Genomic DNA, 12,159 nt, shown 5'->3' with positions numbered 1-12,159 from the left:
GCGGCAAGTACGGGGAGGTTCTCCGCATTACGGGATCATCCATGAAAAAACATGGTGCTGCAAAAAGGTAATGATACAGACGAGCAGCAGCAAGAAGAGGCTGTGCTTAATGGTGAACCGAAAAAGATCTGCCTCCTTGCCCGCAAGGCCGACAGCAGCGCATGCAACCGCAATGGATTGCGGAGAAATCATTTTTCCGGTGACGCCTCCTGATGAGTTGGCGGCGACAGAAAGTACCGGGTCCATGCCGACAGAAAGCGCCGTCACCTTTTGCAAGCCGCCGAACAAGAGGTTGGCCGAGGTATCAGAGCCTGTAATAAACACGCCGAGCCAGCCGAGAACGGGCGAAAAGAAGGTGAACATCGCACCCGTCATCGCAAGCGCCAAACCTAACGTCGTGCTCATGCCAGAAGCGTTTGTCACATAGGCAAAACCGACGACAGAACTGATGGTTAAAATCGGCAGCGTTAATTCCTTTAATGTCTCCGCAAACGCTTCGCCCCACGCTTTCCATGGCATGCCCAAAACGAACTTGGCCATAATAGCGGCAATTAAAATCGCCGTACCCGCCGAACCGAAAAGCTCCAGCTTATACACCGCTTCGATCGGTGTGCCGTCGGCATGCAGAATCTGGTTGTTTACAAATGGAACGGGAGGAGAAAAGGTCAATGCTTTTCCGGCGGCATTCAGCCAGGAAAGCCACATCGAACTCCCGTCGTAGTGTCCTGTCAGAGCGGCCTTCACCTGCGGAATACTCCAAATGGAGATCATGGCCGTCAAAAGAAGGAACGGCGACCACGCTTTAAAAATGGCGGCGCCTCCGTACACCGTTTTCGCATCGTGATCAGAGGCGGCGGCTGATTCCCGTTCCGCCGCAAAGCGGAACGCTGTTTTCGGCTTCCAAAATTTCAGAAACACCGCAAGCGCACCCATAGAAACAAGCGCCGACAGCACATCCGGCAGCTCAGGCCCTAAAAAATTCGAGCTGACATACTGCACGGCCGCAAAGGAAACGCCGGATACAAGAATCGCAGGCCATACTTCAAAGGCTTTCTTAAACCCGCTCATCAGAATGATTAAATACAGCGGAATAAAGACGGATAAAAACGGCAGCTGGCGGCCGACCATTTGGGAAATCTCCATTGCCGGTATACCTGTCGGGCCTTCGACTGCGGTAATCGGGATGCCGATCGCGCCAAAAGCAACGGGCGCCGTATTGGCGATCAAGCAAATACCCGCGGCGTAAAGCGGATGAAAGCCGAGTCCGACGAGCAAAGCGGCTGATATCGCTACAGGCGCGCCGAAGCCCGCGGCGCCTTCTAAAAAAGCCCCGAACGAGAAGGCGATGAGCAGCGCCTGCAAGCGGCGGTCATCGGTAATTGACAGCACTGAGCTGCGAATGATGTCAAATTGTCCCGTTTTGACGGTGATTTTATACAAAAAGACGGATGTGACAATGATCCAGCCGATTGGAAGCAGACCGTACACCGCTCCCTGCGAAGCAGACAGCACCGCTTTCTCCGCCGGCATTCCATAAACCAATACAGCAATCAAAAGCGAAACCCCTAAAGTCAAAAGCCCCGCTCTGTACCCCTTCATTCGTTTCACAGCAAGCGCCCAAAAAAAGAAAACAATCGGCACGAGCGCACAAGCGGCCGACCAAAGCAAGTTTCCCCCTACAGGCGCATACTCCTGTGTCCATTGCATCCCAAAAACCCCTCCCCGTATTATGTAAGCGATTTCGATTTATGATAAGGTCATCAGATGACCGGGTTAACTAGCATTATATTTTGAAAAATTTGAAAGTTCAATACCTTTCTTAAATAAATTGTCTGAACCTGTTGGCAGAACGAAAAAAGAAGTATAATAGACGATAAACATCAAGACTCACAAGTAACGAGGTGATACGCGTTGAAATATAAACAGATCAAAACGAAAAAAATATACGAGGAAATCGCAGACGCGCTGCTGGACAAAATTAAAGCAGGCGAGCTTAAGCCCGGCGAAAAGCTTGACTCCGTTCAGTCGCTTTCTGAGAGCTTTCAAGTGAGCCGCTCTGCGGTCAGGGAGGCGCTGTCAGCCCTGAAAGCGATGGGGCTTGTCGATATGAAGCAGGGGGAAGGCACGTACATTAAAGAATTTGAGCCGTCCCATATCTCCCAGCAGCTCTCATCGGCGCTCTTAATGAAAAAAGAGGATGTCAAACAGCTGCTTGAAGTCAGAAAACTGCTCGAACTCGGAGTCGCCGCCATGGCCGCCGAAAAACGCACCGAGGAAGACCTGAACAAAATCCATCAGGCGCTCATGGAGATGAAAGACATTGACGGAGACGAAGAACTGGGAGAAAAAGCAGACTTCTCCTTTCATATGGCGCTGGCGGAAGCTTCACAAAACGAGCTGCTCAAGCATCTCATGAACCATGTCTCCGCTCTGCTTTTGGAAACGATGAGAGAAACGAGAAAGATATGGCTGTTCTCTAAAAAAACGAGCGTACAGCGGCTGTATGAAGAGCATGAACGCATCTACAACGCCGTCGCCTCCAAAGACGCGGCTAAGGCTGAAGGAGCGATGAAGGCGCATTTGACGAATGTTGAAGGGGTGCTTGGGACTTACTTTGAAGAAAATGTGTGAAACAGCTGATTGGTGAAAGGGGATATGATCAAATGCGGGCTGAATCCTTTTTTTCTGAAAACATCAGGAAAGCTCTTAACAATGATCCTCCGGGTGAATGGATGCCGGCCGTTCCGGATGAGTGCATCCGTCTGCATTCCGGCTATCCCGATCCAGCTCTCGTACCCTATGAGCAGCTGAAAAAAGCCGCTTCCGATCTTCTTGAAGAGGAACGTGATTTACCGCTTCACTACCTTGGGAGCCCGAGAATAACCGCATTAAAAAAGCAAATTCAAGATAGGCTGTCTGCCCGCGGTATTCATTCTTCATATGACGAACTGTTGATTTCATCAGGTGCTTGCCAGGCAATTGATCTGATTGCCCGGATACTCATTGACGATAAAACGGCCGTTGCCATAGAGTCTCCATCATATATGGAGGCGCTGGAGATTTTTAAGAACTATACGCCGCATATCTTGAGCATTCCGTCAGATGAGGACGGCCTTCAGACAGATCAATTGGAAAACATGCTGGAGGAAAGAAAGCGCAAAGGGCTCGTCCTTCCGCGCCTTCTCTATACCATTCCGGCCTTTCAAAACCCCGCGGGAACCGCCATGTCAGCGAAGCGGAGAGCCCGCGTATTGCAGCTTGCCGAAACGTATGATTTTCTCATTTTGGAGGATGATGCATACGGAGAGCTCGGATTTACCGAAATTCCCCCGCCGCTGAAAGCCATGGATCAAGATCACAGGGTGCTGCACGTCGGTTCATTATCAAAGATCGCGGCACCGGGAATGCGGATCGGATGGATAACGGGGGCAAGTGAATTCATTACCGCGCTGTCATGGTTTAAAAAAGACTTAGACCACCCCTTTTCCCAGGCTGTGACCGCTGTATATTTAGAACAAACAGATTTCAATGAAAGGCTTGTCGTCATACGTGACACGTACCGAACCAAATGTGCCGCCTTAATATCAGCATTAACGCAATATGTCCCGGAATCCGTATCCTGGCATGTTCCGAAGGGCGGTTACTTTGTCTGGATAAAAGTTCCGGGGGCGGATACTTCAGCATTGCTGACTCAAGCCCTTTCTCAAGGCGTTTCGTTTGTACCCGGCAAATACTTTTTCTTAGACCCGAAAGACGGAGCCGAATATCTCCGCTTATCCTTCAGTTATGCTGATAAAAACAGCATCGTCAAGGGCGTTCAAAAGCTGGGAAGTATTTTAAAACAGAATGTAGGAAGCTGAAAGAGGAGCCGTCAGAGCTTCTCTTTTTTATAGAAAGAACATCCGCAAAAAGGAATTTTCCAGAAAACCCTTCCAATTTATCTTCAGAATAGTGTACGATATTCAAAGAGGTTTTCCTAAAAACAGGTCGTCAGATGACCTGATCAATATTGAAGATGAAAGAGGGGTTCATCATGAAAGTCTCATTATTTGTCACGTGCCTTGTGGATATGTTCCAGACCGATGTCGGGAAGGCGACGGTTGAGGTGCTGGAGCGGCTCGGGTGTGAAGTTGATTTTCCCGAGGGGCAGATTTGCTGCGGGCAGCCTGCATATAACAGCGGGTATGTGACCGATGCGAAAAAAGCGATGAAGCGGATGATTGCCGCGTTTGAGGGGGCAGAGTACGTTGTCAGCCCGTCGGGTTCCTGCACGACGATGTTCCGTGAATATCCGCAGCTGTTTCAGGACGATCCGAAGTGGGCTGAAAAAGCGCAGCGGCTTGCGGACAAAACGTATGAGTTAACAGACTTTATCGTCAACGTCCTCGGGGTTGAGGATGTCGGGGCGGAGCTGCATAAAAAAGCGACATTACATACATCGTGCCACATGACAAGGCTGCTCGGCGTGTCAGAGGAGCCGATGAAGCTCTTAAGCCATGTAAAGGGGCTTGAGTTTACGCCGCTTCCCGGGAAGCATCAATGCTGCGGCTTCGGCGGTACGTTTTCGGTGAAAATGGCGCAAATCTCCGAACAGATGGTAGATGAAAAGGTTGCCTGTGTGGAAGACACGGAAGCCGAGGTGCTGATCGGAGCGGATTGCGGCTGTTTGATGAATATCGGAGGAAGGCTCGGCCGGAAAGATAAACATGTCAGAGTGATGCACATCGCCGAAGTGCTGAACAGCAGATAATAGGCAGAAACAACAGAGGGGGTAAAATCATGGCGATGAAAATCGGTACAGCCGCTTTTAAAGAGCGGGTGTCAGAGGGAATAGATAATGAGTTTATGAGAGGAGCCGTTTCCGGGGCGCAGGAACGGCTGCGGACAAGGAGGCTCCAAGCGGCCGAAGAATTGGGAAACTGGGAGGAATGGCGTTCACATGCGGAAGAAATCAGGCAGCATGTGCTGAATAATCTTGATTTCTATTTGGAACAGCTGGCCAAAAACGTCGCTGAAAGAGGCGGACACGTTTTCTTCGCTGAAACGGCGGAAGAAGCATCCTCGTATATTCGCGATGTGATTCAAACGAAAAACGGTAAAAAAGTCGTCAAATCAAAATCCATGGTGACTGAGGAAATCAATTTAAACGAAGTGCTTGAAAAGGAAGGCTGTGAAGTGGTCGAAACGGATCTGGGCGAATATATCCTCCAGATTGACGACCATGACCCGCCGTCACACATCGTCGCGCCGGCCCTTCACAAAAACAAAGAGCAAATCCGGGACGTGTTTAAAGACAGGCTCGGCTACGAACAGACGGAAAAACCGGAGGAGCTTGTCATGCACGCGCGCGGTGTCCTGCGGAAAAAATTTCTCGAAGCGGATATCGGCATTACCGGCTGCAACTTTGCGATCGCCGATACAGGCTCGGTCAGCCTCGTCACAAATGAAGGAAACGGCCGTCTTGTGTCCGCCTTGCCAAAAACGCAGATTACTGTGATGGGAATGGAGCGGATCGTTCCGTCATTTTCTGAATTTGAAGTGCTCGTCAGTATGCTGACGAGAAGCGCGGTCGGTCAGCGGCTGACAAGTTATATCACGGCGCTGACGGGGCCTCGGCAAGAGGGAGAAGCTGACGGTCCGGAGGAATTTCATCTTGTGATCGTGGATAACGGCCGCTCCCGAATTCTCGGAACGGAATTCCAATCCGTTCTGCAATGTATCCGCTGTGCCGCCTGTATCAATGTCTGCCCCGTTTATCGGCACGTCGGCGGCCATTCGTACGGTTCAATCTATTCCGGCCCGATCGGCGCCGTCTTATCACCGCTTCTCGGCGGATATGACGATTTTAAGGAGCTTCCGTACGCATCGACCTTGTGCGCGGCTTGCACAGAAGCGTGTCCGGTAAAAATTCCGCTGCACGAGCTGCTGCTCAAGCATCGGCAAAACATCGTCGAAAAAGAAGGCAAAGCCCCGATCAGCGAAAAATTGGCAATGAAAGCGTTCGGACTCGGTTCGTCGTCGCCGTCCCTTTATAAAATGGGATCGAAATGGGCGCCGGCCGCCATGACGCCGTTTACGGAAGATGACAAAATTTCTAAAGGGCCGGGACCGTTAAAAAGCTGGACGTCAATCCGGGATTTTCCGGCGCCGCATAAGTCAAGATTCAGAGACTGGTTTGCAGATCGGGAACACAAAAAGGGGGATAAGTGATGGCGAAGGGAACCATTAAACAGCAAGAATCATTTTTAAACCGAATCGCCGAAAGCCTTGGCAGGGAGCGCCGAACAGAAGGCGTATCCGTCCCTGAGTGGAACTATCAGCCTCAATATAAAACACATGAAGGCTGCACGGCCGATGATCTTGTCGCGATGCTGAAAGACCACTGCGTTAACATCCATACCGAGCTGATCGAAACGGATGCCGCCGGTCTTTATGACGCTTTACGCAGGCAGGTAAGCCGCTTTGAAGGAGGCCCTGTCATCATACCGAAAGACAGGCGGTTTGAAGCTTACGGTTTACAAGGGCTGCTTACAGAAGACTGGCCCGCTGAAGGGATTCCTGTTTGGGAATGGGATGCAGAACAAGGAGAGAAAAATATACAAAAGGCGGAACAAGCGAATGTGGGCATTACATTCAGCGAGATCGCGCTTGCGGAATCAGCTACTGTCGTTTTGTACGCTTCAGAAAATGCCGGGCGTTCCGTCAGTCTGCTTCCGACAACGTATATCGCGATTATCCCGAAATCTGTCCTTGTCCCGAGAATGACGCAGGCGAGTGATATCATCAAACAAAATATCGCAGACGGCGTCACCGTTCCTTCCTGCATTAACTACATTACAGGTCCGAGCAACTCAGCCGACATCGAAATGGATTTGGTCGTCGGCGTCCACGGTCCTGTAAAAGCAGCCTATATTCTCGTGACCGACCGATAGAATCAAAATACCCCGGCTTATGAAGACCGGGGTTTCTTACTTTAAATAAATGCGTTGATGATCATGATAAAACAGATGGCGCTGACAGAAATAATCGTCTCCATCGCCGTCCACGTCAGGAATGTCTCTTTTACCGTCATTCCGAAATACTCTTTAATGAGCCAGAAACCGGAATCATTGACATGAGACAGAATCAGAGAACCCGCTCCTGTAGCTAAAACGAGCAATTCACTGCTGACGCCGGGCATCACAGAAGCGATCGGCGCAACAATGCCGGCCGCCGTCATCATGGATACAGTCGCTGAGCCTGTGGCGATGCGAATGACCGCAGCAATCGTCCAGCTTAAAAGCACGGGGGAGAAGCTAGAGTGCTTCGCCATATCCGCAATATAAGTGCCGACGCCTGAATCGATCAGCACATTGTTAAAGGCGCCGCCGGCTCCGATCACTAGCAGAATGGAAGCAATCGGTCCCAAGCAGTCATTGCTGAATTTTAAAATGGTGTCTCTGTTAAAGCCTTGATAAAATCCGAGGCTGAAAAAGGAGTAAACCGTTGCGACCAAAAGTGCCGTAATAGGGTCACCGATAAATTTAAAAGCTTGATAGAGTGTGCTTTTTTCCGGCAGCACAATGTCTGCGAGCGTCGCCAGAAGCATCAGGATAACCGGTACCAGTATCGTAAACAATGTATTTGCGAATCCCGGAAGCTTGCGATTTTCATTCCGTTCGATAAATTGTTTTTTCAAAAGTTCAGGAACGGGTTTATGAATGCGCTTACCAATCCATTTGCCGTAAAGCGGCCCCGCGATAATGGCCGTCGGAATGCCGACGATTAATGAATACAAAATCGTCTTTCCGACATTTGCGTGATAAATGCCGACTGCCGCCATCGCTGCAGGGTGGGGAGGAACCAATCCGTGAACGACGGAAAGCCCCGCAAGCAGCGGAATCCCGATCGTCACTAAAGAAACGCCGGTTTCAATGGCAATCGTAAACAACAGCGGCACGAGCAATACAAAGCCGACCTGGAAAAAGACAGGAATCCCGACGATGAAAGCGACGGCCATCATTGCCCAATGGACGTTCTTTTTGCCGAAGCGGCCGATCAGGGTATGGGCGATCTGCTCCGCCCCGCCTGATTCAGCCATCATTTTTCCAAGCATCGTACCGAGGGCAAGCACAATCGCAAGAAGAGAAAGCGTATTGCCGAGCCCGGTTTTCATGGATGTGATAATATCCTGCATATTCATTCCGGTTGCGAAACCGACAAGAATGGATGTGATGAGCAAACTGATAAACGGATTTAACTTAGCGACCGTAATCAATAAGAGTAAAACGATAATAGCGGCAATGACAATAAACAGTAACATGGCCTTTTCACCCTTTCAAAGAAGAATTAACGGTTTTGTTTGAGCTGAAATTCACTGATGACGTCAAATTCATCCTTGAGCTTGTCATACAGCCGCTCGTATAAGTAAAACAGTTCAATATATGTTTCGCTGTTTTTAACATCCGGTTCATGGCGATGAGAAATTCTGATCCAGTCCTGCACATCCTCAATCCGTTCCATTTCGCCGAGGCTGTGTAAAGCGAGAACCGCAGCTCCGAGTGCCGATGCTTCATAACTTTCAGGTACGAGAACTTCCCGCCCCATTGTATCGGCCAAAATCTGCCTCCACAGCGGCGATCTCGCGAATCCTCCCGAAGCCCGCACGTCTTTTGCAGGGCCTGCCAAATCTCTCAAGGCGACACCGATGGAAAAGACGCTCATGATGACACCTTCCAGCACCGCTCTGATAAAATGCTCCCGTTTATGGCGCAGGCTGATGCCGAAAAACGTTCCACGGGCATTCGGATTCCAAAACGGCGCGCGTTCCCCTGATAGAAACGGGAGAAATAACAATCCTTCAGAGCCCGCAGGCACTTTGTTCGCGATGTCAATCATTAAATCGTACGGGTCAACGCCCAGCCGCTTCGCCGTTTCGACTTCAGAGGAAGCGAATTCATCACGAAGCCAGCGCAGCATAATGCCCCCGTTATTCGTCGGACCGCCGATGACCCAATGCTTGTCCGTCAGCGCATAGCAGAACGTCCGCGATTTTTCATCTGTCACCGGGGTATCCGTCACAGAACGCACCGCTCCGCTTGTGCCGATCGTAACGGCAACCTCGCCTTTACCGATCGCTCCTACGCCTAAGTTGGCAAGCACTCCGTCATTTGCGCCGACGATAAACGGTGTTTTTACATGAATGCCCATCCGCGCCGCGATCTCTGGCGCAAGCCCGCTCAGCTGATGAGTGGTCGGCACGATGTCCGACAGCTGGTCTTTACGGATGCCGGCAATCCGCAGTGCTTCTTCATCCCAGGAAAGCGTGTCTAAGCGGAATAAACCCGTTGCTGAAGCGATGGAATAATCCACGACATACGCCCCGAAAAATTGGTGCAGAATATATTCTTTAATACTGATGAATTTGGCGGCTTTCGCAAACGTTTCCGGGTCCTGCTCCTTCATCCATACAATCTTGGATAGGGGGGACATCGGGTGAATCGGCGTGCCGGTTCTTTTATAAATATCAAACCCGTTCATATCTTTCAGAATTCGTTTCGATTGCTCCGTACTGCGGTTGTCAGCCCAAATGATGCTTTTTGTCAGCAAGCCGCCGTTTTGATCGACAGCAATCAAAGAGTGCATGGCGGTGCTGATACCGATCGCAAGCAGATTGTCAGGGCTGCATCCGGATTTTGTGACGGCGCCCCTGATGCTTGCGATGACTGCTTCTAAGATGTGCTCAGGGTCCTGCTCGGCCCATGCCGGCTTTGGCTGTATTAAATCATAATGAACCGAATGCTTGGATAACACCTTGCCTTTTGGTCCAAACAGAACGGCTTTCGTGCTGGTTGTACCGATATCCAGACCGATAACAGCTTGGGTTTCTTTCATATAATATCCCGCCTAATCTAATGAATAATATGATAGATTCATAATGTATGCCCTTACAAAGTCAATTATAGGAATAATTTTTTTATAAATCAACGATAAGGAAGAAAAATTTTTTCACAAAATGGCCTTACATCCCGCTGTATCGGCATTTTGGCTTTTAAAAAATAAACTTGAGAAAACGGTTACAAACGTTTGTGCGCGATCATTTTTCTGATTTTCTGCAGGTTGGAAAGCGTTTTTTCCTGCCTCAGGCGTGCCGTCGCGAAATATAACGTATCGATGACCGTCAGCTGGGCGAGCCTTGCGGACATCGCTTCCGTCCTGAAGGCCGTCTCCCTTGTTGATGTATATAACACCACGTCAGAAATCTGGGTGAGCGGCGATTTTTGGTAGCTGGTAATGCCGATCGTGCCGGCGCCGAGCGATTTGGCCGTTTTTACGGCATCGAGCACATCCTTGTTGCTGCCTGAATGGGAAATACCGATGACCACGCTGCCGGGACCGAGAAGCCCCGCTGACATCGCCTGAAAATGGGAATCGGTATGGGCAATGCAATTTAAGCCCGTACGCATAAACTTATGATAGGCATCAGTAGCGATCAGTCCTGAGCCGCCATTTCCGTAAAACTCGATTCTGTCGGCCTGGTGAATCAGCTCTACCGCTTTTTCTACGTCAGCGGGATCTAATAAATGAAAGGTATCCGTGAGGCCGGAAATATTCGTTCGGAAAACCTTCTGAATGATCACCTCAATATCATCATCCGGACTCATATCTTCATGCAGATGCTGCACCGGCTCTTGAACGATTTCCTGGGCAAGCGCGATTTTTAAATCCTGATAGCCGGAAAAACCGAGCCGCTTGCACAGCCTGAAGATCGTCGCTTCAGAGCTTTTTGTTTTTTCTGCCAGCTGAATGATGGACAGGTGAATCACATCTTTCGGTTCCTTCACGATATGGTCTGCAATTGCTCTCAATTTTGGAGACAAGCCTTTGCTGGCTGCTTGGATTTTCCCGATGCTGCTTGTATGGACAGGGGTCATGCTAAAACCTCCCTACTCGAATGTAAACGCATACTTTTATGATATAGCAAGTTCCGTTATAAGGAAAATAGATTTTTCAAATGGCTTCTTTATGCAAGGTATTGAAGAAAAGGGGAAGACCGCCGATGAAAGAGGGTAAGGAGGAATCCGGATGAAAAAAGCATTGATTCTAGCAGTTTCATTGGGGCTTGCGCTTGCCCTGTTTTTTTACTCAAACACAAAAGCAAAGGCGGGAGCAATGACACTCGGTTATACCGCGGGGGACGCGGCTTCGTATCAATCGCTTACCGCGTATCACAGCTATCTCAGCGGTGCCGCCTTCGATACGTTTGCCTTTAATAAAAAAGGCATAATTCTCGGAAAAGCGCCTGAAAAGCAATTATCCTTTGCAAAAAAGAAAAAGATCAAAACGTGAGCCGTTTTTTCCAATTATAATGATAGAGTTCAAGATTTTGACGGTGCCTTAGCCAGACGGATCATGACGGACAAAACAGCCCGGAAAACGTTTCTGAACGGGCTTGTGAAGCTTGCTGAAAAACACGGATTTTACGGGATCAACATTGATTTTGAAGCCGTCAATCCAAGCGATCGCACCCGTTATGCAAGCCTTATCAAGGATATTTCAGCTGCTTTGCATAAAAAGAACATCAAAACAATGGTATCCGTTCCCGCTAAAAGCGCCGATGATCAAAAGGACAGCTGGAGCTGGCCGTATGATTATGCGAAAATCGGAAAAGCCGCGGATGTCGTCCAGATCATGACGTATGACGAACACGGTATATGGAGCGAACCGGGGTCAGTCGCAAGTACAAAGTGGATTAAAAGCTCGCTGCAATTTGCAGTGAAAAACGTCAAGCCGTCAAAAGTCGTAATGGGAATCCCGGCATACGGAAACGATTGGGATACGGCGGATCTGGCAAAAAGCCGGCTCATGCAGTGGAATGCTGTCAAATCTCTTATAAAACAAAAGAAAGCCAAGCCGGTTTACGATCAAAAAACCGGATCTATGACCTTCACCTATAAAGACAGTAAGAACCATAAGCATGCCGTGTGGTTTGAAAATGAAAAAACCATCCAGGCGAAGGCACATTTTACAAAAACGTATCATATCGGCGGAGTCTCCGTTTACGCGCTGGGTCATGAGTCAGAATCCTTTTGGAAAGCCATTCGCGCGGGAACAAAATAAGAATCAAAAATTGTGTATTGACTTTGAAAATAGAAGACTGTATATTATGTTACTATATTC

9 protein-coding genes and 1 pseudogene are annotated in these 12,159 nt (G+C 49.3%); 6 read left to right on the top strand and 4 right to left on the bottom strand.

The window, feature by feature from the left end; all coding sequences use genetic code 11:
* Nucleotides 1-27: 27 nt before the first annotated feature.
* Nucleotides 28-1,707: an L-lactate permease LutP gene (gene lutP, locus KY305_RS01580; RefSeq protein ID WP_223061057.1), complete on the bottom strand. Its 1,680-nt coding sequence runs from the start codon at nt 1,705-1,707 to the stop codon at nt 28-30.
* Between the two features lie 204 nt (nt 1,708-1,911).
* Here lutP and lutR point away from each other — a divergent pair, with 204 nt between their 5' ends.
* The 5 genes from lutR to KY305_RS01555 all read left to right on the top strand — a co-directional run bounded on the left by lutR (nt 1,912) and on the right by KY305_RS01555 (nt 6,932).
* The gene (lutR, locus tag KY305_RS01575; RefSeq protein WP_262417519.1) at nt 1,912-2,631 is read left to right on the top strand and encodes an L-lactate utilization/bacilysin biosynthesis transcriptional regulator LutR; all 720 of its coding nucleotides are present in this window, start codon (nt 1,912-1,914) and stop codon (nt 2,629-2,631) included.
* 32 nt (nt 2,632-2,663) lie between these two features.
* Nucleotides 2,664-3,860, top strand: coding sequence for an aminotransferase-like domain-containing protein (locus tag KY305_RS01570; RefSeq protein WP_223061606.1), 1,197 nt, complete (start codon nt 2,664-2,666; stop codon nt 3,858-3,860).
* Nucleotides 3,861-4,033: 173 nt separating this feature from the next.
* A complete protein-coding gene (locus tag KY305_RS01565; RefSeq protein ID WP_223061056.1) occupies nt 4,034-4,750 on the top strand; it encodes a (Fe-S)-binding protein in 717 nt (238 codons plus the stop codon).
* Nucleotides 4,751-4,779: 29 nt separating this feature from the next.
* Nucleotides 4,780-6,210: a LutB/LldF family L-lactate oxidation iron-sulfur protein gene (locus KY305_RS01560; protein ID WP_223061055.1), complete on the top strand. Its 1,431-nt coding sequence runs from the start codon at nt 4,780-4,782 to the stop codon at nt 6,208-6,210.
* On the top strand, nt 6,210-6,932 hold the full coding sequence (locus KY305_RS01555) for a LutC/YkgG family protein (RefSeq protein ID WP_223061054.1): 723 nt from the start codon (nt 6,210-6,212) through the stop codon (nt 6,930-6,932). Before KY305_RS01560 ends, KY305_RS01555 begins: the two co-directional genes overlap by 1 nt.
* A 41-nt stretch (nt 6,933-6,973) precedes the next feature.
* Here KY305_RS01555 and KY305_RS01550 read toward each other — a convergent pair whose 3' ends face one another.
* The 3 genes from KY305_RS01550 to KY305_RS01540 all read right to left on the bottom strand — a co-directional run bounded on the left by KY305_RS01550 (nt 6,974) and on the right by KY305_RS01540 (nt 10,913).
* Nucleotides 6,974-8,302, bottom strand: coding sequence for a GntP family permease (locus KY305_RS01550; RefSeq protein ID WP_223061053.1), 1,329 nt, complete (start codon nt 8,300-8,302; stop codon nt 6,974-6,976).
* Between the two features lie 26 nt (nt 8,303-8,328).
* Nucleotides 8,329-9,873 (bottom strand): gluconokinase, encoded by a 1,545-nt coding sequence (gene gntK / locus KY305_RS01545; protein ID WP_223061052.1) that lies wholly within the window; start codon nt 9,871-9,873, stop codon nt 8,329-8,331.
* 182 nt (nt 9,874-10,055) lie between these two features.
* Nucleotides 10,056-10,913 carry a MurR/RpiR family transcriptional regulator gene (locus KY305_RS01540; protein WP_223061051.1) on the bottom strand — a complete coding sequence of 286 codons (858 nt, stop codon included), beginning with the start codon at nt 10,911-10,913 and terminating at the stop codon, nt 10,056-10,058.
* 151 nt (nt 10,914-11,064) lie between these two features.
* Between KY305_RS01540 and KY305_RS01535 the strand changes: the two are divergent.
* Nucleotides 11,065-12,099: pseudogene (locus KY305_RS01535) on the top strand (glycosyl hydrolase family 18 protein).
* Nucleotides 12,100-12,159: the final 60 nt, after the last annotated feature.

The sequence above is a fragment of the Bacillus sp. YC2 genome, from assembly GCF_019891195.1.
Taxonomy (GTDB): domain Bacteria; phylum Bacillota; class Bacilli; order Bacillales; family Bacillaceae; genus Bacillus.
This window is presented reverse-complemented; position numbering and strand designations above follow the sequence as displayed.

Bases quoted from the DNA above. Each gene is read 5' to 3' on its own strand.
- lutP (WP_223061057.1), bottom strand. From the start codon at position 1,707: ATGCAATGGACACAGGAGTATGCGCCTGTAGGGGGAAACTTGCTTTGG.
- KY305_RS01570 (WP_223061606.1), top strand. From the start codon at position 2,664: ATGCGGGCTGAATCCTTTTTTTCTGAAAACATCAGGAAAGCTCTTAAC.
- KY305_RS01565 (WP_223061056.1), top strand. From the start codon at position 4,034: ATGAAAGTCTCATTATTTGTCACGTGCCTTGTGGATATGTTCCAGACC.
- KY305_RS01560 (WP_223061055.1), top strand. From the start codon at position 4,780: ATGGCGATGAAAATCGGTACAGCCGCTTTTAAAGAGCGGGTGTCAGAG.
- KY305_RS01555 (WP_223061054.1), top strand. From the start codon at position 6,210: ATGGCGAAGGGAACCATTAAACAGCAAGAATCATTTTTAAACCGAATC.
- KY305_RS01550 (WP_223061053.1), bottom strand. From the start codon at position 8,302: ATGTTACTGTTTATTGTCATTGCCGCTATTATCGTTTTACTCTTATTG.
- gntK (WP_223061052.1), bottom strand. From the start codon at position 9,873: ATGAAAGAAACCCAAGCTGTTATCGGTCTGGATATCGGTACAACCAGC.
- KY305_RS01540 (WP_223061051.1), bottom strand. From the start codon at position 10,913: ATGACCCCTGTCCATACAAGCAGCATCGGGAAAATCCAAGCAGCCAGC.